The 23,998-nt window shown below is 72.6% G+C and carries 16 protein-coding genes; 10 read left to right on the forward strand and 6 right to left on the reverse strand.

The window, feature by feature from the left end; translation table 11 throughout:
* Positions 1-71: 71 nt before the first annotated feature.
* Positions 72-1,223 carry a substrate-binding domain-containing protein gene (locus tag ACFYNP_RS19965; RefSeq protein ID WP_388405713.1) on the reverse strand — a complete coding sequence of 384 codons (1,152 nt, stop codon included), beginning with the start codon at positions 1,221-1,223 and terminating at the stop codon, positions 72-74.
* A gap of 220 nt (positions 1,224-1,443) precedes the next feature.
* Between ACFYNP_RS19965 and ACFYNP_RS19970 the strand changes: the two genes are divergently transcribed.
* Positions 1,444-3,303, forward strand: coding sequence for a DUF2264 domain-containing protein (locus ACFYNP_RS19970; RefSeq protein WP_388786814.1), 1,860 nt, complete (start codon positions 1,444-1,446; stop codon positions 3,301-3,303).
* Positions 3,304-3,406: 103 nt separating this feature from the next.
* Here the strand turns inward: ACFYNP_RS19970 and ACFYNP_RS19975 are convergent, their stop codons facing one another.
* Together ACFYNP_RS19975 and ACFYNP_RS19980 are read right to left on the reverse strand one after the other, a co-directional pair.
* Positions 3,407-4,180, reverse strand: coding sequence for an SDR family NAD(P)-dependent oxidoreductase (locus tag ACFYNP_RS19975; RefSeq protein ID WP_388405717.1), 774 nt, complete (start codon positions 4,178-4,180; stop codon positions 3,407-3,409).
* A gap of 247 nt (positions 4,181-4,427) precedes the next feature.
* Positions 4,428-5,096: an MOSC domain-containing protein gene (locus ACFYNP_RS19980; RefSeq protein WP_388405720.1), complete on the reverse strand. Its 669-nt coding sequence runs from the start codon at positions 5,094-5,096 to the stop codon at positions 4,428-4,430.
* A gap of 80 nt (positions 5,097-5,176) precedes the next feature.
* On the opposite strand from ACFYNP_RS19980, the gene ACFYNP_RS19985 reads away from it, so the two are divergent.
* The gene (locus ACFYNP_RS19985; RefSeq protein WP_100578169.1) at positions 5,177-6,070 is read left to right on the forward strand and encodes a LysR family transcriptional regulator; all 894 of its coding nucleotides are present in this window, start codon (positions 5,177-5,179) and stop codon (positions 6,068-6,070) included.
* A gap of 137 nt (positions 6,071-6,207) precedes the next feature.
* On the opposite strand, the gene ACFYNP_RS19990 is transcribed toward ACFYNP_RS19985, so the two are convergent.
* On the reverse strand, positions 6,208-6,537 hold the full coding sequence (locus tag ACFYNP_RS19990) for a WhiB family transcriptional regulator (protein WP_100578170.1): 330 nt from the start codon (positions 6,535-6,537) through the stop codon (positions 6,208-6,210).
* Between the two features lie 427 nt (positions 6,538-6,964).
* Here ACFYNP_RS19990 and ACFYNP_RS19995 point away from each other — a divergent pair, with 427 nt between their 5' ends.
* The 4 genes from ACFYNP_RS19995 to ACFYNP_RS20010 all read left to right on the forward strand — a co-directional run bounded on the left by ACFYNP_RS19995 (position 6,965) and on the right by ACFYNP_RS20010 (position 11,306).
* The gene (locus ACFYNP_RS19995; RefSeq protein ID WP_003948568.1) at positions 6,965-7,576 is read left to right on the forward strand and encodes a response regulator transcription factor; all 612 of its coding nucleotides are present in this window, start codon (positions 6,965-6,967) and stop codon (positions 7,574-7,576) included.
* A gap of 254 nt (positions 7,577-7,830) precedes the next feature.
* On the forward strand, positions 7,831-8,415 hold the full coding sequence (locus ACFYNP_RS20000) for a sigma-70 family RNA polymerase sigma factor (RefSeq protein WP_100578171.1): 585 nt from the start codon (positions 7,831-7,833) through the stop codon (positions 8,413-8,415).
* Positions 8,416-8,568: 153 nt separating this feature from the next.
* Positions 8,569-10,074: an IMP dehydrogenase gene (gene guaB / locus ACFYNP_RS20005; protein WP_161247530.1), complete on the forward strand. Its 1,506-nt coding sequence runs from the start codon at positions 8,569-8,571 to the stop codon at positions 10,072-10,074.
* A gap of 107 nt (positions 10,075-10,181) precedes the next feature.
* Positions 10,182-11,306: a GuaB3 family IMP dehydrogenase-related protein gene (locus tag ACFYNP_RS20010; protein ID WP_100578173.1), complete on the forward strand. Its 1,125-nt coding sequence runs from the start codon at positions 10,182-10,184 to the stop codon at positions 11,304-11,306.
* A gap of 174 nt (positions 11,307-11,480) precedes the next feature.
* On the opposite strand, the gene ACFYNP_RS20015 is transcribed toward ACFYNP_RS20010, so the two are convergent.
* Entirely contained in the window at positions 11,481-12,002 is a 522-nt protein-coding gene (locus ACFYNP_RS20015) for a hypothetical protein (protein WP_388786817.1), read from the reverse strand.
* Positions 12,003-12,095: 93 nt separating this feature from the next.
* Positions 12,096-13,340, reverse strand: coding sequence for a nucleotide sugar dehydrogenase (locus ACFYNP_RS20020; RefSeq protein ID WP_388405730.1), 1,245 nt, complete (start codon positions 13,338-13,340; stop codon positions 12,096-12,098).
* Between the two features lie 233 nt (positions 13,341-13,573).
* On the opposite strand from ACFYNP_RS20020, the gene ACFYNP_RS20025 reads away from it, so the two are divergent.
* From ACFYNP_RS20025 to ACFYNP_RS20040, 4 genes are all read left to right on the forward strand, one after another.
* On the forward strand, positions 13,574-15,280 hold the full coding sequence (locus ACFYNP_RS20025; RefSeq protein ID WP_388405733.1) for a glycerol-3-phosphate dehydrogenase/oxidase: 1,707 nt from the start codon (positions 13,574-13,576) through the stop codon (positions 15,278-15,280).
* Between the two features lie 868 nt (positions 15,281-16,148).
* Positions 16,149-19,025, forward strand: a complete 2,877-nt coding sequence (locus ACFYNP_RS20030) for a protein kinase (protein WP_388786819.1) — start codon at positions 16,149-16,151, stop codon at positions 19,023-19,025.
* A gap of 193 nt (positions 19,026-19,218) precedes the next feature.
* The gene (locus ACFYNP_RS20035; protein ID WP_388786821.1) at positions 19,219-22,038 is read left to right on the forward strand and encodes a protein kinase; all 2,820 of its coding nucleotides are present in this window, start codon (positions 19,219-19,221) and stop codon (positions 22,036-22,038) included.
* A gap of 243 nt (positions 22,039-22,281) precedes the next feature.
* On the forward strand, positions 22,282-23,919 hold the full coding sequence (locus ACFYNP_RS20040) for a serine/threonine-protein kinase (protein WP_388787023.1): 1,638 nt from the start codon (positions 22,282-22,284) through the stop codon (positions 23,917-23,919).
* The last annotated feature ends 79 nt before the right edge of the window (positions 23,920-23,998 follow it).

Genomic DNA, 23,998 nt, shown 5'->3' on the forward strand with positions numbered 1-23,998 from the left:
TTCTGACCGAAGTCAAGAGCGAAAGTTCGATTGATCGAAAAAAGATCAGAGAGGGGTTGAACGCTCGCACCTCACGACTGAACGCTCATCGGGCTCCGGAGCGTCTCGGAGGGCGCCCCGCACGAGGACCGCACGCGAAGCCGCGGCAGCAGGTCGACATGGCGCCGGGGCGGCTCCTCGCTCCCGGCCGGACGGCTCCCGGCGGTGCCGCGCAGCCGCTCGATCAGGAGCTCGGCCGCATACCGCCCCACCTCGTGCTTGGGCGGGGCGACCGCGGTGAGCGGGATGTCGGCGAGCGCCGCCACCTCGTCGTCGTACGCCACGAGCGCCAGATCGTCCGGCACCCGCACGCCCAGCTCGGCCAGGCGCTGGACGATCCGGATCGCGTCCACGTCGTTGTGCACCAGCGCCGCGGTGGCCCGCCCGGACACCACCGCGGTACGCAGTGCCCGCACGGCCCGCTCGAACCCGTCGGGGTCGGCCTCCGCCGACACCGAACCGATCGGCGCGAGGGGCGACTTGAGGCCGAGCGCATCGAGCGCGTGCCGGTAGCCGGCGCGCACCGCGATCGCGGTGGGGCTGTCGGCGCGGGCCACGAGCAGGGGCGTGGAGTGGCCGAGGCCGAGCAGATGGCGCACCGCGATGAGCACGCCGTGGCTGTGGTCGGAGCAGACCCGGTCCAGGTCGTCCAGCTCCCGGCCGGGGATCCCGCGGCGCTCCAGGAGGACGGTCGGCACGGGGAGCCCGGCGATCCAGGCGCCGTGCTCGACCGGGTCGTCCGGCTCCTTCCAGCCCGGTGCGATCAGCAGGCCCTCGGCGCCGGCGGCGAGCAGCCCGGCCGCCCGGCCCGCGTCCTCCTGCGGCCGGTAGTCCGAGATGCGCAGGATCAGCCGCGCCCCGGCCGCCGCGGCCGCCTCGTGCGCACCCCGGATGACCTCGGCGAAGTAGTACGTGGCGTTGGGCGCCAGCATGCCGATGACGAGCTCGCGGGAGCCCGGACCGGCGGCGGGGGCGACGGCCGACGCCGACTGCCCGGCGCCCGGCCAGGACACCGAACCGTGCACCCGGTCCAGGCGGCCCTCGGTGGCCAGGAACTCCACGTCCCGTCGCACGGTCACCGGCGAGACCCCGAGGTGACCGGCGAGTTCGGACACCCGGGCCGATCCCCGGACGCGGACCAGCTCCAGCAGTCGGTCATGACGTTCAGCGGCACTTTCGCGCACGGCGGCATCCCCTTCGCGGTGTGATGGTGGCCCGGTGGGCCCCGACCCTAATGCAACGTGATCGAACGGCGGTCGATTCGATCATTCGGTCCGATCCATTGACGTTCGATCAACGCGAGTCCTAAATTCCCAGGGATTCGCGCACATCCCCCGCCGATGCGCGCACGTCCCGCCGATGCCTACGCCGCCGGCCGCCCCGTCACCGAGGGAGCATCGCACCATGTTCATCGCGCCCGAGAACCGCGAGCTCAGCCCCCGCACGGGCTGGACCCGCGCGCACTGGGAGCGGTCGGCGGACCAACTCCTGCTGGCCGTCCGGCCGTACGCCTCGCCCGGCCGGGGCCTGATCAACCTGCCCGGCGACCGGCCCAGCTGGTCGGGGCCGCGCTCCGACGGCCTGGAGGGCTATGCCCGCACCTGGCTGCTCGCCGCCCTGCGGGTGGCCGGCGCCCGGGGAGAGGATCCGTACGGCCACCTCGACCGCTACGCCGAGGGTCTCGCCTCGGGCACGCAACACCCGGTCGCCACCGGTGAGTTGAGCGAGGCGTCCCCCGACTCCTGGCCGCTGACCACCCCCGTCCGCCAGGCGGTCGTCGAATCCGCCTCCGTCGCCCTCGGCCTCCGGCTCACCCGCCCCTGGCTGTGGGACAAGCTCGACGACCGCACCCGCCAGCGCGCCGTCGACTGGCTGCTGCCGGCGCTCGGCCCGTCCCCGGTCGACAACAACTGGTGGCTGTTCGGACTCACCGTCGCCGGATTCCTCCAGGACGCCGGGATCGAGACCGACCGCGCCGCGGCCACCATCGAACGCGCCCTGGACCGCGTCGACCAGTGGTACCTCGGCGACGGCTGGTACAGCGACGGCCCCAACCGTTCCTTCGACCACTACAACGCCTGGGCCCTCCACTTCTATCCCGTCCTGCACGCCCATCTGAGCGGCGACCGGGCGCTCCTGGACCGCTACGGGCCCCGGCTGCACGCCCAACTCGACGCCCACACCCGCCTGTTCGGCGCCGACGGGGCGCCGATGCCGTACGGCCGCTCGCTCACCTACCGGTTCGCCGCGGCGGCCGCGCCCTGGCTCGGCGCGCTCACCGGACACACCCCGCTCACCCCGGGCGCCACCCGGCGCCTGGCCTCGGGCAGCCTGAAGTACTTCCTGGACCGGCCCGAGAACCGGGGCGCCACCGACACCGCCGGGCTGCTCACCCTGGGCTGGCACGGCCCGTACCCGCCGGTGATCCAGCACTACTCGGGCCCCGCCTCGCCGTACTGGGCGTCCAAGGGATACCTCGGCCTGCTGCTGCCTCCGGAGCACCCCGTGTGGACGGCCGTGGAGGAGCCGCTGCCCGCCGAGACCGCGGACGCCGTCACGACCCTGCGGGCGCCCAACCTGCTGATCCAGTCGACGGCCGACGACGGCCTGGTCCGCCTGCACAACCACGGCAGCAACAACCACGTGGGCGGCGCGGCCGGCGAGGACCCCTGCTACTCCCGGTTCGCCTACTCGACCGGCACCGGGCCCACTGCGCACGGCGTGGCCGACAACCACTTCGGACTCATGTCGCAGGGCGCGTGCACCACCCGGGGCCCCGCGGTGCCGCTCGGCAGCGGTGAGGGCTGGGCCGCGTCCCTGTCGGAGCCGAGGCCCGGGCCGCCCGGCGTGCGGATCGTCTCGCTCACCCTCGCGCACGGCCGCGCCGAACTCCGCGCCCACCTGGTCGTCGGGGCCGCGCCCGGCACCCCGGTGCGTCAGACCGGCTGGGCCGTCACCTCCGGCCGCACCGCCCAGCTGCACCCGGTGCACGGCTATGGCCCGGAGGTACGCCAACTGGCCGCCGGGTCAACCCTGTTCGGGCCCGCGTCACAGGTGCGGGCGCTGCACGGAACGACCGGCGCCACACCGTCCCTCTTCGTCGCGCTCGCCTCCCTCACTGCACAACCAGATCCTGGCCCGGTCCACGCCCTCGCCGCCATCGAGGTCGCCGGTCACACCGTCCGGGTCGCCTGGCAGGACGGCACCACGCATCGGCTCGTACTCGACTCCACCGCGCCGACCGTCCGTACGGAGGACGGCTGAGGCGACGCGACGGCGCCGCCTCCCGCACCCCGCCCGCCCGGGCCCGTACGCGACTTCTGGCCGACGTGGGCCCGGACGTGGCGTACTCGGGCCCGTAACCGGCCTACTGGGGGCCGTACTTGCGGCCCGTCTTGGAGGTGATCCCGCCGAGCAGGCCGCGCGGCGCCAGCTTCACCGCGCCCATCAGCGCCTTGTAGCGAGGATCGGGGATGGAGAGGGACTTGCCGCGCGCGAGGTCGGTCAGCGCGGCCGCCACCAGCTTGTCGGCGTCCAGCCACATCCAGCCCGGAATGTTGTCGGTGCCCATTCCGGCCCGCTCGTGGAACTCGGTCCGCACGAACCCGGGGCACAGCGCCATCAGGCGGACTCCCGACCCGGCGAGGTCGCGGGCCGCGCCCTGGGTGAACTGCACGACCCACGCCTTGGACGCGCCATAGGTGCCGCGCGGTACGAACGCCGCGACCGAGGCCACGTTGACGACGCCGCCCCGGCCGCGCTCGCGCATCGCGGCCGTCGCGGCCGAGGTCAGCCGCAGGACCGCCTCGATGTGCACCTTCACCATGGTCAGCTCGTCCGCCATGGACACTTCGAGGTAGCGGCCCTTGTTGCCGAACCCGGCGTTGTTGACCAGGAGATCCACCGGCCTCCTGGGCTGCGAGAGCCGCGCCTCGACGGCCGCGATCCCCTCGTCCGTGGACAGGTCCGCGGCCAGCACCTCGGCCTCGATCCCGTGCCGGTCGTGCAGTTCGGTGGCCTGCTCGCTCAGTCGCTTGCCGTCCCGGGCCACCAGCACCAGATCGTGTCCATCGGCCGCGAGGCGCCGCGCGAACGCGGCGCCGATGCCCGCCGTCGCTCCCGTAATCAGTGCAGTCGTCATAGGCGCACGGTAACGCCCGCGCCGGACGCCCGATGACCGCCCCCGGCGGGCCGCCGTCCCGCTCTCGTACCGGCGTCGACCGTCAGGAACCGCCGTAATAACGGAGGTTCTGCACCGCCCGAGCGCCGAGCCGAACGGCGCCGAACGGCACGAGCCGGGCCCGCCCGCGCTCGGGGACCCCGCAGGCCGCGCCCCGCCCGTGCTCGCGAACCTCGGAGGCCGTGCACCTCGTCCCGGCTCGGCGCCGCTACGAGCCCTGCTTCGCCAGGTACTTCCGCACGGTCTCGTGCGCCTCGGGCTCCAGGGCGTCGCCGGCGGCCAGGACGCGCGGCAGCAGGGCCCGCTCGGTCGTGAACGCACGGAACCAGAAGGCGACCGACACCTCGTGATCCGGCCGTTCGATCACCTCGACGGGGTCGCCCACCTTGATCTCACCCGGTTCGATCACCCGGAAGTACGCGCCCGGCACCGCCGCCTGCGTGAAGCGCCGCACCCAGCCCTTCTGGTCGAGCCAGGCCGCGAACGTACGGCAGGGGATGCGGCCGGAGGCGACTTCGAGGACCACGTCCCGCCCTATCCGCCAGCGCTCACCGATCCGGGCGTCGTTCACGTCCACGCCGTACGTCGTGAGGTTCTCGCCGAAGACGCCGTTGGGCAGCTCGCGGCCCAGCTCCTTCGCCCAGCCGTCCAGGTCCTCGCGGGCGTAGGCGTAGACGGCCTGGTGGTCACCGCCGTGATGGCGCAGATCGCAGACGTCGTCGCCCTCGACGCCGCTGGCGCCGACGCCCCTGGGGCCGGGGGCGAAGACGCGGACCGGGCGGTTCACCGGACGTTTGTCGATGCCGGTGACGCCGCCCTGGGCGTCGGAGTAATCGACGGCCTTCGCGCGGCCGAGGTTCACAGACAGAAGCTCCATGGGCGAACGCTAGCCGAGCCAAACCCAAAGCCGCGATCGAATTTATTCCGCGATGTCCAAGATTCGCTTATGATCGAGGAATGATCGAGGCCCGTCATCTCCGCATCCTGCGCGCCGTCGCCGCCACCGGCTCCTTCTCGGCCGCGGCCCGCGAGCTGGGCTGCACCCAGCCCGCCGTCAGCCAGCAGATGAAGGCACTCGAATCCTCCGCCGGCACGCCCCTGCTCATCCGCACCGGCCGCGAGATGCGCCTCACCCAGGCCGGCGAGGTGCTGGTCCGGCACGCCTCCGGAATCCTGGCCGGGCTCACCGCCGCGGAGGAGGAGATCGCCGCGATCGCGGGGCTGCGGGCCGGCCGGGTGCGACTGGTGTCCTTCCCCAGCGGCTCCTCCACCCTGGTGCCGACCGCCCTCGCGGCCCTGCGCGCGGCCCACCCGGGCACCCGGGTCTCGCTCGTCGAGGCCGAGCCGCCGCGCTCGGTGGAGATGCTCCGCGAGGGCGACTGCGACATCGCGCTGGCCTTCCGGTACGGCTCGAACGCCACGGAGTGGGACGACCTCGTGGTCCGCCCGCTGCTCGTCGACCGCCTGGTCGGCCTGGTGCCCGAGGGGCACGCGCTGGCGGAGGCGGGGACCGTCGACATCAAGGACCTCGCGGACGAGCCCTGGATCGCGGGCTGCCCGCGCTGCCGGCGCCAACTGGTGGAGGTCTGCGAGGAGTCCGGGTTCACCCCGCGCATCGACTTCGCGACCGACGACTACCCCGCGGTGATCGGCCTGGTGGGCGCCGGGCTCGGCGTCGCGGTGCTGCCGGAGCTCGCCATCGAGTCGGTGCGGCCCAAGGGTGCGCGCACGGTGGGCGTCGAGCCCGCCGTCGAGCGGGAGATCGTCGCGCTCACCCTGCCCGACCTGGCCCGGGTCCCGGCCGTCGCGGCCACCTTGGACCAGCTGACCAGGGCCGCCGCACGCGACTAGCCACGAACGCGGGACGTCCGCGGCCCGGGGCCGCGGCCACAGTCGCAGGGCGCGGCCGCACCGTGCCGCTCGCTGCCCGCGCCCTGGGCCAAACGGCGCAGGAACGTTTCTTCTGGTCCGGTCCGGACCGGAACCCCTCAGGCGGGGCCCATGCCGCCGCCGGCCGGGGCGGCGGCGGACACCAGGCGGTTGCGGGCCCGGCCCATGAGCTCTTCGCGCTCGTCCTCGGTGAGCCCGCCCCACACTCCGTAGGGCTCGCGCACCGCCAAGGCGTGGGCCGCGCACTGCGCACGCACCGGGCAGCGCATGCACACCTCTTTCGCCGAGCTCTCGCGCGCACTCCGTGCCGCGCCGCGCTCACCCTCCGGGTGGAAGAAGAGCGAACTGTCGACGCCACGGCAGGCCGCGAGGAGCTGCCAGTCCCACAGATCGGCGTTCGGTCCGGGAAGGCGGGAGAAATCTGCCATTGCTCTTGTCCCCTTGAAACCGTGCTGAGGCGGATGGGAGGGCCGGTACGGGACGGGTGGGCGCGGGGGCACATCCGATACGTACGTACCGACGAAGGTACATCTCCTGTGTAAGTAGATGTAAATATGACTCATTGGGAATCTAGCCACAGACACCAGCAAAAGGGAAGAAAAGCCGCTAAATGGGGCATAGCCCGAAAAGTTGGCCGGTCGGCTCGCGGCACTCTGCTGTGTGCACGGTTCCTCACGTAGAGTGCCGAACGTGCCCGCCCGACCCGTAACTCTTTCGAGTGACCGTCGTTGAGAGTGCGGAGGCGGTTGAAACGACAAGCGCTCGGGCAGGTGTCCGAGAGCGTCAATCGCTCAGGTGACACATGTACCCAGCCTGGAGGCTCAAGGTGACGCGCATCAGCTGCGGAGGGCGGCCATGACATCAGTCCTCGTCTGCGACGACTCCCCGCTTGCCCGCGAGGCGCTCCGCCGCGCGGTTGCGACCGTGCCCGGCGTCGAGCGTGTGACGACGGCGGCCAACGGCGAGGAAGTCCTCCGCCGCTGGGGTGCCGACCGCTCGGACCTGATTCTGATGGACGTACGCATGCCCGGTCTGGGCGGCGTGGAGACCGTCCGTCGGCTGCTGTCCGCCGATCCGGGCGCCCGGATCATCATGCTCACGGTCGCCGAGGATCTCGACGGGGTCGCGCTCGCGGTCGCCGCCGGGGCCCGGGGCTACCTGCACAAGGACGCCTCGCGTGCCGAACTGCGCGCGACCGTCACCCAGGCGCTCGCCGACCCGACCTGGCGGCTCGCCCCGCGCAGGCTGCGGTCGGCCGAGATGGGCGCGGCGCCCACGCTCACGGCGCGGGAGATCCAGGTGCTCGAAGGCATGAGCCACGGCCGCTCCAACGCCGAGATCGGCCGGGAGCTGTTCCTCTCCGAGGACACGGTCAAGACGCATGCCCGACGGCTGTTCAAGAAGCTCGGCGCCTCGGACCGGGCGCACGCCGTGGCGCTCGGTTTCCGCTGGGGCCTGGTGCGCTGACGGCAGGTGAGACAGCCGGTCGGAGCCCCGTCCGCCGCCGGGCGGACGGGCCCGGTCGTCCCGCGAACGGCAGCAGTAGGTGTTGCTTCCGCCGCGATGCCGCATCCTTGTAGGTGTGGAGTTCCTCGGGGACAGGTCGGTCGAGCGGGAGGGGGGTGCAGGGGATGAGTTCCGGCGCACCCGCTCATAACGCTTCGGTGCACAACTACGGACGCGGTGCCACGGATGGGACGACGCCGGGGCACCATGGACCGATGCGCGACGACGAGGCTTCGGCCCAAGGGGTCATCGGTGCACTCGTCCACCGTGCCGTCGACGGCGACGAGCAGGCGACGCACGATCTGCTCGCGCATGTTCACCCTCTCGCGCTGCGCTACTGCCGCACCCGGCTCAACCGGTTGCCGGGTGATGCTCGCCACTTCGTGGAGGACCTCGCCCAGGAGGTCTGCGTCGCCGTACTGATGGCGCTGCCGCGCTACCGCGACACCGGGCGCCCCTTCGAGGCCTTCGTCTTCGCCATCGCCTCGCACAAGGTCGCCGACCTCCAGCGGGCCGCGATGCGCCATCCCGGTTCGACGGCCGTGCCGTCCGACGAGATGCCCGAGCGGCCGGACGACTCGCTCGGCCCGGAGGAGCGCGCGCTGCTCAGCAGCGACGCCGAGTGGGCCAAGAAGCTCCTCGCCAACCTTCCCGAGAACCAGCGCGAGCTCCTCGTACTGCGGGTCGCCGTCGGCCTCACCGCCGAGGAGACCGGCCAGATGCTGGGCATGTCGCCCGGCGCCGTCCGGGTCGCCCAGCACCGCGCGCTGAGCAGGCTGCGCGCCCTCGCCGAGCAATAGGCGGGCGCACAGGCGCGTGCCGGGCCCGCCAATCGCGCGCCCAGCACGTGCGAACGTACAAAGAATCTCGATGATCTTGCTCGTGGAATGAGACACCCGCACAGCCCGTTAGCATGGACATCCGCACCGATCAAGGCCATTGGGGAAGGTGTCATGACTGCAAACGTCGACGGAGTGCCCGAGAAGTTCGCGACGCTCGGGCTGACATACGACGACGTCCTGCTCCTGCCGGGCTCGTCCGACATGGCGCCCGACCAGATCGACACCTCCTCGTACCTCTCCAAGAACGTCAAGGTGAACGTCCCGCTGCTGTCCGCGGCGATGGACAAGGTCACCGAGGCGCGCATGGCCATCGCGATGGCGCGGCAGGGCGGCGCGGGCGTGCTGCACCGCAACCTCTCCATCGAGGACCAGGCCAACCAGGTCGACCTGGTGAAGCGCTCCGAGTCCGGCATGGTCACCGACCCGATCACGGTGCACCCGGACGCGACGCTGCGCGAGGCCGACGAGCTGTGCGCCAAGTTCCGCATCAGCGGCGTCCCGGTGACCGACTCGGCGGGCAAGCTGCTCGGCATCGTCACCAACCGCGACATGGCCTTCGAGTCGGACCGCAGCCGCCAGGTGCGCGAGGTCATGACGCCGATGCCGCTGGTCACCGGCAAGGTCGGCATCTCCGGTGTGGACGCCATGGAGCTGCTGCGCCGCCACAAGATCGAGAAGCTGCCGCTCGTCGACGACGCCGGCATCCTCAAGGGCCTCATCACGGTCAAGGACTTCGTCAAGGCGGAGAAGTACCCCAACGCCGCCAAGGACAAGGACGGCCGGCTGCTCGTCGGCGCGGCCGTCGGTGTCGCGGGTGACGCCTACGAGCGCGCCCAGGCGCTGATCGCCGCCGGAGTCGACTTCATCGTCGTGGACACCGCGCACGGCCACTCCCGCCTGGTCGGCGACATGGTCGCCAAGATCAAGTCGAACTCCTCGGGCGTCGACCTCATCGGCGGCAACATCGCCACCCGCGACGGCGCCCAGGCGCTCATCGACTCGGGCGTCGACGGCATCAAGGTCGGCGTCGGCCCCGGCTCCATCTGCACCACCCGCGTCGTCGCCGGCATCGGCGTCCCGCAGGTCACCGCGATCTACGAGGCCTCGCTCGCCGCCAAGGCCGCGGGCGTCCCGGTCATCGGCGACGGCGGCCTGCAGTACTCGGGCGACATCGCCAAGGCCCTGGTCGCGGGCGCCGACACGGTGATGCTGGGCTCGCTGCTCGCCGGCTGCGAGGAGTCCCCGGGCGAGCTGCTCTTCATCAACGGCAAGCAGTTCAAGTCGTACCGCGGCATGGGCTCGCTCGGCGCGATGCAGTCCCGCGGCGACCAGCGTTCGTTCTCCAAGGACCGGTACTTCCAGGAGACCGTGTCCACCGACGACAAGCTGATCCCGGAGGGCATCGAGGGCCAGGTGCCCTACCGCGGCCCGCTGTCCGCGGTCGTGCACCAGCTCGTCGGCGGTCTGCGCCAGTCGATGTTCTACGTCGGCGGCCGTACCGTCCCCGAGCTCCAGGAGAACGGCAAGTTCGTCCGGATCACCTCGGCGGGCCTCAAGGAGAGCCACCCGCACGACATCCAGATGACCGTCGAGGCGCCGAACTACAGCAGGAAGTAAGTCCGCAGCACCCGGCGAGGGGCGGCCCCGGAGTTCCCGGGGCCGCCCCTCGCCCGTGTGTCGGGGATACTGGAGCATGCAGACGTAGAGGGAAAGGCCCACACAACGTGACTGAGATCGAGATCGGGCGCGGCAAGCGCGGCCGCAGGGCGTACGCGTTCGACGACATCGCCATCGTCCCGAGCCGGCGTACCCGGGACCCGAAGGAGGTCTCGATCGCCTGGCAGATCGACGCCTACCGTTTCGAGCTGCCCTTCCTGGCCGCCCCCATGGACTCCGTGGTGTCGCCGCAGACGGCGATCCGCATCGGTGAGCTCGGCGGCCTCGGCGTGCTGAACCTTGAGGGTCTGTGGACCCGGTACGAGGACCCGCAGCCGCTGCTCGACGAGATCGCCGAGCTGGACGAGGCGACGGCCAGCCGCCGCCTCCAGGAGATCTACGCGGCACCCATCAAGGAGGAGCTGATCGGCCTGCGCATCAAGGAGGTGCGCGACTCCGGTGTGGTCACCGCCGCCGCGCTCTCCCCGCAGCGCACCGCCCAGTTCTCCAAGGCCGTCGTGGACGCGGGCGTGGACATCTTCGTCATCCGCGGCACCACGGTCTCCGCCGAGCACGTCTCGGGCGCGGCCGAGCCGCTCAACCTGAAGCAGTTCATCTACGAGCTGGACGTTCCGGTCATCGTCGGCGGCTGCGCCACGTACACCGCGGCCCTGCACCTGATGCGCACCGGCGCGGCCGGCGTGCTCGTGGGCTTCGGCGGCGGCGCCGCGCACACCACCCGCAACGTCCTGGGCATCCAGGTCCCGATGGCCACCGCGGTCGCCGATGTCGCCGCGGCCCGCCGCGACTACATGGACGAGTCGGGCGGCCGTTACGTCCACGTCATCGCGGACGGCGGCGTGGGCTGGTCCGGCGACATCCCGAAGGCCGTCGCCTGCGGCGCCGACGCGGTGATGATGGGCTCCCCGCTGGCCCGCGCCACCGACGCGCCGGGCCGCGGTCACCACTGGGGCATGGAGGCCGTCCACGAGGACGTGCCGCGCGGCAAGCTCGTGGACCTGGGCATCGTGGGCACCACCGAGGAGATCCTCACCGGTCCCTCGCACACCCCGGACGGTTCGATGAACCTGTTCGGCGCGCTGCGCCGCTCGATGGCGACGACCGGCTACAGCGAGCTCAAGGAGTTCCAGCGGGTCGAGGTCACCGTGGCGGACGCCCAGCACAAGCGCTGACGTCTGAACCGCGCGTCAGGCTGATGTCTGAACCACGCGTCAGGCTGATGTTTGCACCGCGCGTCACCCGCAGAGGGTGACGCGCGGCCCTGCCCGCATCAGGGCGTGCCGTACGCACGAGAGGGGCCCCTACCGCGACGAGCGGTAGGGGCCCCTCTCGCCTGGCAGCACGGGTCACTCGGTGGCGCGGCTGGCCCCCGCCCAGGCGCCGACCACGGCGAGCGCGAGGAAGGCGTACCGCAGGATGCTCAGGTCGTGGGTCCAGGCGTCGGTCAGCCATCCGAAGTGGCTGAGGAACAGGTCGGTGACCGATTCGGGGGTGTCCTTGGTCGCGATCATCGCCACCGCGAGGAGCTGGCCGAAGAAGGTGGCGGCCACCGCCAGGGGCGCGGAGATCGTGAAGAGCCAGAAGCTGCGCCCGCCCGCCTTGAAGGCCGCGAGGGCGACCGCGAAGCCGATGCCGAAGGCCGCGTAGCCGAACTGCCGCTCGATGGCGCCGGTGATCAGGCCGTAGGCGAGGCCGGTGACGACAGCGGCGGCGAAGCCGGCCAGCGCTCCGCCCACCAGGTTGCCGGACCCCCGTACCGGCGCCGGGGCCACGGGGGCCGCCGGGTATCCGTAGCCCGGCTGCGGCTGCGGCTGCGGCTCGGGCTGCGGCTCGGACGGATGGGGTGGCGGCGTGACGGACTGGCTCATGGGTGGTCCCCCCCTGGGACGAGAAAACGCACTGCTGTGCGACAAGCGAACGCCGCAGATTAGCAGCCCCGGGGGCCTTGACTCCCAGGTATTTCACAGGCGGTGGGCGGCCCCCGCCGGGGTCGCGCCACGGGTGTCCAGGAGGAGCTGAGCCTTCACCGCGAGGCCCTGGAGGTCGTAGGTGTGGTGGTGCTGGAGCAGCACCGTCAGGTCGGCGTGCGCGGCGGCCTCGTACAGCGAGTCCGCGCGCGGAACCGGCTGGTCGCGGACGCGCCAGGTGGGCACATGGGGGTCGTGGTAGGTGATCTGCGCACCCAGATCCATCAGGCGGCCGGCGATCTCGCGAGCGGGTGAGCCCTCCTGGTCGGCGAAGTCCGGCTTGTAGGTCACGCCGAGCAGCAGGACGCGGGCGCCGCGGGCCGACTTGCCGTGCTCGTTCAGGAGCGTGGTCGAGCGCTGGACGGCATAGCTCGGCATGTGCGCGTTGATCTCCCGGGCGAGGCCCACCATGCGCAGGCCCGCGTACGGCAGCGGGGTCGGGTCGAGCGGGAGGCCGTGGCCGCCGACGCCCGGTCCCGGGCGGAAGGCCTGGAAGCCGAACGGCTTGGTCTCGGAGCAGCGGATGACGTCCCACAGGTCGACGCCCATGTCGTGGCAGAGCACGGCCATCTCGTTGACCAGGGCGATGTTGACGTGCCGGAAGTTGGTCTCCAGGAGCTTGGACATCTCGGCCTCGCGCAGGCCGCGGGCGCGGACCACCTTGTCGGTGAGCCGGCCGTAGAACGCGGCGGCCGACTCCGTGCAGGCCGGGGTGAGCCCGCCGATGACCTTCGGGGTGGCCGCGAAGCCGTGGGCACGGTTGCCCGGGTCGATGCGGCTCGGCGAGTAGGCGAGGTGGAAGTCCCGCCCGGCCCGCAGTCCCGAGCCCTCTTCGAGGATCGGGCGCACGAACTCCTCGGTGGTGCCGGGGTAGCCGGCCGACTCCAGGATGACGGTGGTGTGCGGCCGCAGCCGCCCGGCCAGGACCCGGGCGGCGTCGGCGACCGCCCCGAGGTCGAGGGTGCGGTCGGGGGCGAGTGCGGTGGGCGCGCAGATGACGGCCGTACGGACCCGGCCGAGCTCGGCCGGGTCGGTGGCGGTGTGGAAGCCGCCCGCGAGCATCCGGCGCAGTTCGGCGGGGGTGAGCGAGCCGTCCACGGGGGTGCGCCCCGCGTTGAGCTCGGCGACGGCGCGGGGGTCCGTGTCGTGGCCGACGGTCCGGATGCCGGCGGCGACGGCGGCTTGGGCGAGGGGCAGGCCCAGGTGGCCGAGTCCGATGACGGCGAGGTCTGCGGGCATGTGACCGTCCTTCCCTTAGCCGGAGGGGACATGGAGCGCAAGCCCTGTGGACAGAATGAGCGTGCGGAATGTCAGACTAAGAGGAAATATGACTGTTTTGCCGCATTGCGCGGGCCCGGCAAGCCGAGTGTTGTCCACAGGCGGTGGCCGATGTCGGTGGTCCCGTCCAGAATCGAGGGTGTGAGCCGGACCACCCGGTCCGCGCGACCACCCCGATCCACGGGAGGCAAGCCGTGAGGACAGCGACACTGGGACCCGAGCAGCGCGCACAGGCGCTCGCCGCCATGGCCGAACGCGAGCTGGACGTGCTGGTCGTGGGCGCGGGGGTGGTCGGAGCGGGCACGGCCCTCGATGCGGCGACCCGGGGCCTGGCCACCGGTCTGGTCGAAGCGAGGGACTGGGCATCGGGCACCTCCAGCCGCTCCAGCAAGCTGATCCACGGCGGGCTGCGCTATCTGGAGATGCTCGACTTCGCCCTGGTGCGCGAGGCCCTCAAGGAGCGCGGGCTGCTGCTGGAGCGGCTGGCCCCGCACCTGGTGAAGCCCGTCCCGTTCCTCTACCCGTTGCAGCACAAGGGCTGGGAGCGGCTGTACGCGGGCTCGGGCGTCGCGCTCTACGACGCGATGTCCGTCTCCTCGGGCCACGGCAGGGGCTTGCCGACGCACCGTCATCTGAGCCGCCGCCACGCGCTGCGCGTCGCCCCCGCGTTGAAGAAGGACGCGCTGGTCGGAGCGTTGCAGTACTACGACGCCCAGATGGACGACGCCCGCTATGTGACCACCCTGGTGCGCACCGCCGCGGCCTACGGGGCCCACGTCGCCAACCGGGCCCGGGTCGTGGGCTTCCTGCGCGAGGGCGAACGGGTGGTCGGGGCCCGGGTGCAGGACGGCGAGGCGGGCGGCGAGTACGAGGTCCGCGCCAAGCAGGTGGTGAACGCGACGGGTGTGTGGACCGACGACACCCAGGCCCTGATCGGCGAGCGGGGGCAGTTCCACGTACGCGCCTCGAAGGGCATCCACCTGGTGGTCCCCAAGGACCGGATCCACTCGAACAGCGGGCTGATCCTGCGGACCGAGAAGTCCGTGCTCTTCGTCATCCCCTGGGGCCGGCACTGGATCGTCGGCACCACCGACACCGACTGGGACCTCGACAAGGCCCACCCGGCCGCCTCCAGCGCCGACATCGACTACCTGCTGGAACACGTCAATTCGGTGCTCGCGGTGCCGCTGACCCGGGACGATGTCCAGGGCGTCTACGCCGGTCTGCGACCGCTCCTCGCCGGGGAGTCCGACGCCACCAGCAAGCTCTCGCGCGAGCACACCGTCGCGCATCCGGTGCCGGGGCTCGTGGTCGTCGCGGGCGGCAAGTACACGACGTACCGGGTGATGGCGAAGGACGCCGTGGACGAGGCGGTGCACGCGCTCGACCAGCGGGTGGCGGACTGTGTCACCGAGGACATTCCGCTGCTCGGTGCCGAGGGCTACAAGGCGCTGTGGAACACCCGGGCCAGGATCGCGGCCAGGACCGGGCTCCATGTGGTGCGCGTGGAGCACCTGTTGAACCGGTACGGCTCGATGGCCGAGGACCTCCTGGAGCTGATCACCGCCGATCCCACGCTCGGCGAACCGCTCGCCGCGGCCGACGACTATCTGCGCGCCGAGATCGTCTACGCCGCCTCGCACGAGGGGGCCCGGCACCTGGACGACGTACTGACCCGGCGCACCCGCATCTCGATCGAGACCTTCGACCGGGGCACGCTCTCGGCGCGGGAGTGCGCGGAGCTGATGGCACCGGTGCTCGGCTGGGACAGCAAGCAGATCGACAAGGAGGTGGAGCACTACGAGAAGCGGGTGGAGGCGGAGCGGGAGTCGCAACGCCAGCCGGACGACCTGACGGCGGACGCGGCCCGGCTCGGCGCGCCGGACATCGCCCCGGTCTAGCGCGTCCAGCGCGGCCGCGGGCGGGTCGGCCGAGGATCAGGGAGATCGGCCTCGCTCTCGGTCCTGGCGCCCTGCGGCCCCGCGCCCTGCGGCCCCGCGCCCTGCGCCTCGCGCTCTGCGCCCTAGCCCTCGCCCTCGCCCTCGCCCTGGATTTTTGGCGGAAGTCGGTTTCGGGGAGCGCGAGTTCGAGGGGGCGGGCGCCTTCAGGCCGCAGGGCGCCCCTCCCGGCGCGGGGGCAGTGTAGGGGGACAGGCACGGGGGGACAGGGGAGCGGGGGAGGTGGGGGAGCGGGATGCGGGGACGGTTCGGGTGGGAGTGGGGGAACCGGACCGGGGCTGTCCGCCGTGTAGTTGAAGAGACCGCTGATGTGAGAGGGCAGGGAGGACAAGAAGCGCAGGGTGAGGTGGCGGTCGTCGTTGCCGTGCCCGCGCACGAGCCCGGGCGAACACCGCTCCACGGTGTCGCCGAGCCCAGGGCTGCCCCGACCGCCTACCGCAGTACTACGGTGGCCACGAACGACTTGGTAAGGCCCCCCGCGGGGAAGTGGCCGTCGCCGCGCCGAGCAGGGCTCGGAGCATCGGCACGGCGGTCGTCCCTTCCTTCACCGTCAACTTGGCGGAGGCTCGGACCCGGGACCATCACCGGTCCTGGCGTGAGGGACAATGGGGGCTCTGCCAGGGCGGGTTACGGGCCTCGCGCGGACGCCGGGTTCGACAACGGCTCCGGTGCGGCCGGGCACTCGGCAGGACAGACAGGTCGGAGCGGTGAGCCGGTCCGCCACCACGAGGGCAGGTCGCGGAGGGCAGGTCGCGGCAGGCCGCGGGCCGAGGCCGGCGCGGGCGAAGATCAGGAATCGCAGAGGGGACGCATGTCGCAGGCGGAGCAGTCGCGGGAACCCCAGCGGGACGAGCGGCAGGAACCGGAGGCGTCGTCGACGCCCGCAGAGTCCGCCTCGGACGCGGCGGGCACGAAGTCCGGGCGGCGCCCGGCGGACGCGGCGGGCGCCGCGACCCCGGCCGACCGTTCGGGCCGGGCCGCCGAGCCCGAATCCGGCGATGACGCGGCGGCGACGCCGGGCGCGGGCAAGTCGGCCGATTCCGGACGGAATCCGGCTTCGTCCGAGGACAACTCGGGCTCCCGGGAGGGAGATGCGAAGTCCGGTACGGCCGCAGCCGCCGCGAAGGGCAGGCCCGATCCCCGGGCATCGGTGGCCAAGTCCGATGCCTCGGACTCGGATGCCGGGCCGAGCATTTCGGCCCCGAAGGCCAAGTCCCCCTCGCGACCCGGCGGAACCAAGTCCACGCCGGGCGGCGGCTCGGCGTTCGCCGCGCCGGGCACGAGTGCGGGTACTAGTGGGGCCGGGGGTGCGGGCGCGCGTGCCGGCGACTCCGGCGCCGAGCCCGCCGATGCCAAGCCGAGCACGCATTCCACCGAGGCAACCCCGGCCGACAAGGCAGGCCCGGCCGACAAGGCCGACAAGGCAGGCAGCGCAGGCAACGCGGGCAACGCGGGCAAGGCCCAAAAGGCCGGTACCGGTACCAGTGCCGGCATCTCGGACGCCGGCACCCCGGACGCGGCCTCGGTCGGCAACTCCGCCGCAGCCACCGCTGGTCCGAGCCCGGTTGACGCCACGTCAGCGTCGAAGCCGGGCTCCGGCCCGAGCGACGCCAAGCCGGTCACCAAGCCGGGCTCCGGCCCGAGCGACGCCAAGCCGGTCACCAAGCCGCGCCCCTCGGCCGCCGAGGCCAAGCCGGCCGCCGAGGCCAAGCCGGCCGCCAAGGCCGCCTCCGCGGCTCCGGCCGACGTCAAGGCGAGCCCTTCGGCCACCGCTGCCAAGGCGAGCCCCGCCAAGGCCGCCGCTCAGGCCGCCGCGCCCCTCGTGGAGAACGGCGAAGGGCGGCTGCTCGCCGGGCGCTACCGGCTCGGTGGAGTGCTCGGGCGGGGCGGCATGGGGACCGTCTGGCGGGCCGTCGACGAGACGCTCGGGCGGACCGTCGCGGTCAAGGAACTGCGCTTCCCCTCCAGCATCGACGACGACGAGAAGCGCCGCCTCATCACGCGCACCCTGCGTGAGGCCAAGGCGATCGCCCGGATCCGCAACACCGCCGCGGTGACCGTCTACGACGTCGTGGACGAGGACGACCGGCCGTGGATCGTCATGGAGCTCGTCGAGGGCAAGTCGCTCGCCGAAGCCGTGCGCGAGGACGGCACGCTGACGCCCCGCCGGGCCGCCGAGGTGGGCCTCGCCATCCTGGACGTACTGCGTTCCGCACACCGCGAAGGCATCCTGCACCGCGACGTCAAGCCGTCCAACGTGCTGATCGCCGAGGACGGCCGGGTCGTGCTGACCGACTTCGGCATCGCCCAGGTGGAGGGTGACCCCTCCATCACGTCCACCGGCATGCTCGTCGGCGCGCCCTCGTACATCTCGCCGGAGCGGGCCCGCGGCCACAAGCCCGGCCCGGCCGCCGACCTCTGGTCGCTCGGCGGGCTGCTGTACGCGAGCGTGGAAGGCGTGCCCCCGTACGACAAGGGCTCGGCGATCGCGACGCTGACGGCGGTGATGACCGAGCCGGTCGACCCGCCCAAGAACGCGGGCCCGCTCCTGGAGCAGGTCATCTACGGGCTGCTCGCCAAGGACCCGGCGCAGCGGCTCGACAACGCCGCGGCGCGCAAGCTGCTCACCGAGGTGCTCAACGCCCCCGAACGCCCCGAGCCCGCGCCGGAGCCGGTGTCCGCCGAGGCGACGCGGGTGATCCCGCTGCCTCGCGAGCCGAAGACCGACGCGGCCGCCGAGCGGATGCGCGGCGCGCTGAAGTCCGTGCGGAACGCGGCGGCCGAGGCCAAGGCATCCGCCAAGGAGAAGGCACAGAGCACCCGCGAGGCGCGGGACGTCCGGTCCAAGGCGGTGCCCGCGCGGACGAGGTCCGGGGCGCCGTCGGGTCCCGTGCCGCCGCCGCGCGCGCCGCTCACCGACGTCGTGCCGCGCCGCACCCTGGTGATCATCGCGGTGGTCGCCGCGCTCGCCATACTCGGCACGGTGCTGGCCATCACGCTCAGCTCGGGGAGTGACTCCTCGGGCAAGGCCAAGGGCGACAAGTCGGCCTCCAGCGGGCCCGCGGCCGCGGGCTCTCCGGCCAGTAGCAACAAGGCCGGCGGCAGTCGGCAGCCGTCCGGCGGGAGCACCCCGTCGGGCCAGGGCGCATCGGCCGGGCAGGGTGACGGCAAGGGTGACGGCGGCACCGACGACAACACGGGCACCGGGAACAACACGGGTACCGGCGACGGCAGCAAGGGCGGCGACACCGGCAACGCCGCCACCAAGCCCTACAAGTCCGCGCAGGGCTTCTCCATAGGACTGCCCGCGGGTTGGTCGTTCAGCAAGACCGACGACGCGGGCGACCGCTTCAACGGGCCCGACGGGCAGCGGCTGCTCATCGGCTGGACCGACAGCCCGCGGAAGGATCCGGTCGCGGACTGGACGAGCCAGGAGTCCGGCATGACCAGGTCCGGATACAAGCGTGTGAAGATAGCCGGGCTGACGTACCGGAACTGGCTCGCGGCCGACTGGGAGTTCACCTACAACGACGACAGCGGGGCCAGGTACCACTCCGTGGACCGGGGCTTCGTCGTCAGCCTCAGCCAGGGGTACGGGATCATGTTCTCGGCCAAGGACGCGGACTGGTCGAAGCCGGAGACCCAGCAGACACTGGCCACGCTCTTCGCCACCTTCCAGCCCGCCTGATCCCCCGTCGGCGGCTACGGGCGGCCGGTCCGGGGTAAACGGGCATCCCGAGGGCACGATGTGGCAAGGCCACGTATCGTGAGAGCTCGCGGACCGTACGCAGCCACAATGGGCCGGTAATCGACCGGAATTGGCGTGTTGTGCGGTGCCGGGGGCCATGGTCCGGGGGTACAGCGCGCTGTGGGGAGGCGTCGTGGACGAGTATGCGGGCCGGGTGCTCGCCGACCGCTTTCGGCTGCCGCTGCCTCCCGACGACGGCCACGACCTCATCGAGACGCGCGCCTTCGACACCTACAGCGGGCAGGAAGTCCTGGTCCGCCAGATCCCGTTGCCCGAGATCGTCGACGCCGAGATGCTCGACGGCGACGGCGACGACCCGTACGGGACGCCCGACGCGTATATGAGGGGCGCGTCCGGCAGTGGTTACGGTGCCGCGTCCGGCAGTGGTTACGGTGCCACGTCCGGCAGTGGTTACGGTGCCGCGCCCGGTTACGGGCGGACCACGCGCCGGCCCGCGGATCCGGATGTGCGCCGGGCCGTCGAGGCGGCCCAGGCGGCCGCGCAGATCCCCGATCACCCCCGCCTCGACCAGGTCTTCGACGTCTTCGCCCAGGACGGTTCGCTCTGGATCGTCAGCGAGCTGATAGCGGCCCGGCCGCTCTCCGCTCTGCTCGCCGAGCGGCCGCTGAACCCCTTCCGCGCGGCGGAGGTCGCCTCCGATGTGCTGACCGCGCTCGCGGTGCTGCACGCGCACGGCTGGACGCATCGCAACATCACCGCCCGTACGGTGTTGATATGCGACGACGGCCGGGTCGTGCTGACCGGCCTCGCGGCGGGCGCCGCCGAGGAGGCGCTGTGCGGGTACGCCCCGGTGCCGTTCCCGCAGGACGGCAACGGCTTCGGCGAAGCCCCGCCCCCGTACCCGCCATCGACGCAGCCCGGCCTCAACGAGCCGTCCCCGCACGTCACTTCACCCGGACCGTCCGAGCCGCCCCACGCGTCCGAGCCGCCCGGCCCCCCCGCCCCCCGTTCGACCCCCGGGCCGCCCGGCACCGCCGTACCGCCCGGCGCCGCCGCGCGGGCCGGGGCCGTCGCCGCGTACCGCGCGGGCGCCAGGGCCGCGGCGGCGCGCTCCGCCGCGGACGCCGCGCTCCCGGCCCAGCGCCCCGACCCGGAGACCGACCACGGCGACGCGACCGACCGGACCGACTACACCGGTGGGACCGACTACACCGGCCGCAGCGACCACGCCGACCGGGCCGACCAGGGCATGTACGACCCCGTACGCGGCGTACGGGTGCCGAACGGTGCCATCGCGAGCCCGTACGCCGACGAGGAGGGGCCGGACTCCGGCCGCACGCGCCGCCAGTACGACCCGGTGACCGGCCGCTGGGTCCCGCGCCCCGCGCCCCGGCAGCCCGAAGCGCGGCCGGAGGGCCCGCGCCAGATCGGCCCCGGGCCGTCGGAGGACCGGCCGGGGCCGCCACGCCCGGCCGCTTCCGGGCCGGGCGGCCCGCGCGGGCGGGGCGACGTTCCGGGCCCCAACTCCGGGCGCCAGCAGAGTGGTTCGGCCGCGGATGCGCCCGCGCCCAGAACTCCCGCCCTGCCCCCCGGCTTCCGTGCCGACGCCTTCCGGGCCGACTCGCAGCGCCGGCCGCACCCCAGCGCACCGCTGCCCGTCCCTGCCCGGGAGCGCGCGCCCGTACCGGACCGCGGCCAGGCCCCGGCCGACCCGGCCGCCGCCCCCTACCGCGGCCCGGCCAACCGGCTCGCCGCCGAGCGGGCCCGGCACACCCGGATCGCCGTGATCGGCGCGGTCACCGAACGCTGGGCGCCCGAGCAGGCCGGGCCCATACACGAGAACTGGCGGCTCGCCCCGCCGATCGGCCCCGCCACCGACCTGTGGGCGCTCGGCGCCCTGCTGTTCCGCGCGGTGCAGGGCCACGCCCCCTACCCCGAGGACAACGCGGCCGAGCTGGTCCAGATGGTCTGCGGCGAGCCACCCGCGTTCGCCGAGGAGTGCGGACCGCTGCGGCCCGTCGTCGAGTCGCTGCTGCGTCAGGACCCGACCGAGCGGCCCGAGTTCGAGGAACTGCGCGGCTGGCTGCGCTCCTTGGTGCGCTCCGCGCCCGAGCCGGACGCGGGGGCCCGCGTCACCCCACTGATGGTGCCGGACGCCAAGCGGCTGCCCATCCTGCGTCGCCGGGGCGAACTGGTGCGCCGCAGAAGGCGGTCGGCCGCCGTGGCCGCCACCCCGTCCGTCGAGCACGGGCGCCACCGCCACCGCCAGGCTGCCCCGCAGCGCGGCAGACCGCGGTCGCTGGGGCGGTTGTTGCTCGTCCTGATTCTGCTGCTGCTCGCCGGGGCGATCGCGTACGCGGTGCTGCTCATGCCCCGGAGCGACTCCACGCGGAACTCCGGAAGCGCCAACCCGCCCCGCCCGAGCGGGCAGCAGGGGACCGGTGCGCGGCCCGGCGACTCCACCGTGCCCACGCCCCGCGGCACCCCGCCGTCCCAGCAGACGCAGACCACCGGTCCCGGCGGTCCGAGCCCCACTCCGGCCGCGGGGTACGTCGTGCGCAAGGACGACGAGGGGTTCCAGATCGGCGTCGACCGGAGCTGGCAGCGGCAGCCGATGAACGACGCCGGGCAAGTCCGTTATGTCGGAGGTGACTTCACGCTGATCGTCGTTCCAGGTAGAGATTCGGTGAAGGACAACGGCTCGGACCCGCTGGCCTATCAGGCCGACAAGGAGCGCGAACTTCAGCCGTTCCGGGACTCCAGCTGGTCCACTTCCACCGGCCTCCGGAGCATCCAGGTGGGACAGCAGGTCATGGCCGAAGGGCAGTTCACCTGGCGTGACAGCAGTGGTCGGCAGGTGTACGTCCGTAATCTCGCCATGATCATCAATGGCCGATATCACGTGGTCCAGGTCATCGGCCCGGAGTCGCAGCGTGACAAGGTGACGGAGATCTTCGGGCAGGCGACCGGCGCCTACCGGGCCACCCGCTGACGCTTGGTCACGCTCCGCAGTCTCCTAAATCGCCCTGCCTGTACGGGATTCGGCGGATTCGCTCGATCCGGTGCCGGGCCGAATGGCCTGATCACTGCGGGACCAAGGGCCCGTATGGTCACGGTTGGGTGCCCCAAGGTTCCCTGGCCGGATTCCGCTCCGTAATCTGGCTCCGAAGGAAAGTCAGGTCGGGCGGGGGACGTGGAAAACACTCACAGCACGAACGGCTCCGGCGCAGGACTGCTGCTGGCCGGGCGCTATCGGCTCGGCGACGCGATAGGCCGCGGCGGCATGGGCAAGGTCTGGCGTGCCCACGACGAGGTGCTGCACCGCACCGTCGCCGTCAAGGAGCTCACCGCCGCTCTGTACGTGGCCGAGGCCGACCGGGCGATCCTGCACGCGCGCACCCAGAAGGAAGCCCGCGCCGCCGCCCGCATCACCCACCCCGGCGTGGTCACCGTGCACGACGTCCTCGACCACGACAACCGGCCCTGGATCGTGATGCAGTACGTCGACGGGCCCTCGCTCGCCGATGCCGTCAAGGCCGCCGACGGCCATCGCATCGACGCCCGTGAAGCCGCCCGGATCGGCCTGCACGTCCTCGGCGCGCTGCGCGCCGCGCACGCCGCGGGGGTGCTGCACCGCGATGTGAAGCCCGGCAACGTCCTGATCGCGAGCAACGGGCAGGTGCTGCTCACGGACTTCGGGATCGCCGCCATCGAGGGCGACGTCACCATCACCAAGACCGGTGAACTCGTCGGCTCCATCGACTATCTGGCGCCCGAGCGTGTCCAGGGCGGCCACCCGGGGCCCGCCTCCGACCTGTGGTCGCTGGGCGCGACCCTGTACGCCGCGGTGCAGGGCGAGTCGCCGTTCCGCCGGGACTCGCCGATATCCACCATGCAGGCCGTGGTCGCCGAGGAGCCCCCGGTGCCGGACCGGGCCGGTGCGCTGGCTCCCGTCATCGTCGCGCTGCTCCGCAAGAAGCCGGAGGAGCGCCCCTCGGCGGAAGAGGCCGAGCGGATGTTCCTGGAGGCGATGGAGGGCCGGGCCTCCAAGGCCGCCCAGGCCTATGTGCCGACGCGTCAGGTCTCCGAGCGGGAGCTGCGCTCGGCCGACGCCTCGCGGACCGGGCCCACCGAGAGGCAGTCGCCCCCGCTTCCGCCCCCGGCCCCGGTGCGGCCCGTGCCGGATCCCCTCGCCGGCCGGCCGGAGCCGCGCGGGCGCCGCTGGCGGACCGCCGTGCTCGTGGTCGCGCTCGCCGCGGTGGTCGGCGTGGGCGCCGGGTTCGCGGTGATGAAGTACCAGGAGAACGGCGGGAGTTCGGGTGCCGCGAACGGCGGGACCCCGTCCGCCTCCCAGGCGCCCACCACCCCCGATGCGGGCCACCCGTCGAGCGGGGGCGACAATTCGGTTCCCGCCGGCTGGCAGCGCGTCAAGGACCCGGTCGGCTTCAGCCTGCTCGTACCCAAGGGCTGGAAGCGCCAGCTGGACGGCAACGAGATCGACTACACCCCGGACAACGGCAAGCACCGCATCCGGATCAGCGTCGACAAGCTCCCCGACTTCGAGAACCCGTACATGCACATGCTCAACATGGAGAAGTCGCTCAAGGACCGGCTGCCCCAGTACAAACGCGTCACCCTGCACAGCAACACCTACCGCGACCAGGTGAAGTCGTCCCTCTGGGAGTTCACCTACGTGGAGAAGCAGGACTTCCCGGGCAAGCGGCACGCCATCGACCAGATGTATTACGGGGACGGCGGCAGGCCCGAGTACGCCCTCTACATGTCGGGTCCCGAGGAGGACTGGGCGACCACCCGCCAGCAGTTCGACACGGTGCTCCAGGGCTGGCAGCCCCCTTCCCCGACCGCGGGCTGATCCGCCCGCTCCCGCCCGCGGCGAACGCCGCCGGAGCCGCCCGGGGTGCGGCATGATGGGCCCTTGCAGGTGTGCGGGG

This window comes from Streptomyces sp. NPDC006691 (assembly GCF_042869955.1).
GTDB lineage: Bacteria > Actinomycetota > Actinomycetes > Streptomycetales > Streptomycetaceae > Streptomyces.

What these genes read in the sequence shown, in the direction of transcription:
- ACFYNP_RS19975 (WP_388405717.1), bottom strand. Translation starts at nt 4,180, where the DNA reads ATGACGACTGCACTGATTACGGGAGCGACGGCGGGCATCGGCGCCGCG.
- ACFYNP_RS20030 (WP_388786819.1), top strand. Translation starts at nt 16,149, where the DNA reads ATGTCGCAGGCGGAGCAGTCGCGGGAACCCCAGCGGGACGAGCGGCAG.
- ACFYNP_RS19980 (WP_388405720.1), bottom strand. Translation starts at nt 5,096, where the DNA reads ATGGAGCTTCTGTCTGTGAACCTCGGCCGCGCGAAGGCCGTCGATTAC.
- ACFYNP_RS20015 (WP_388786817.1), bottom strand. Translation starts at nt 12,002, where the DNA reads ATGAGCCAGTCCGTCACGCCGCCACCCCATCCGTCCGAGCCGCAGCCC.
- ACFYNP_RS19990 (WP_100578170.1), bottom strand. Translation starts at nt 6,537, where the DNA reads ATGGCAGATTTCTCCCGCCTTCCCGGACCGAACGCCGATCTGTGGGAC.
- ACFYNP_RS19995 (WP_003948568.1), top strand. Translation starts at nt 6,965, where the DNA reads ATGACATCAGTCCTCGTCTGCGACGACTCCCCGCTTGCCCGCGAGGCG.
- ACFYNP_RS20000 (WP_100578171.1), top strand. Translation starts at nt 7,831, where the DNA reads ATGCGCGACGACGAGGCTTCGGCCCAAGGGGTCATCGGTGCACTCGTC.
- ACFYNP_RS19985 (WP_100578169.1), top strand. Translation starts at nt 5,177, where the DNA reads ATGATCGAGGCCCGTCATCTCCGCATCCTGCGCGCCGTCGCCGCCACC.
- ACFYNP_RS19970 (WP_388786814.1), top strand. Translation starts at nt 1,444, where the DNA reads ATGTTCATCGCGCCCGAGAACCGCGAGCTCAGCCCCCGCACGGGCTGG.
- guaB (WP_161247530.1), top strand. Translation starts at nt 8,569, where the DNA reads ATGACTGCAAACGTCGACGGAGTGCCCGAGAAGTTCGCGACGCTCGGG.
- ACFYNP_RS20020 (WP_388405730.1), bottom strand. Translation starts at nt 13,340, where the DNA reads ATGCCCGCAGACCTCGCCGTCATCGGACTCGGCCACCTGGGCCTGCCC.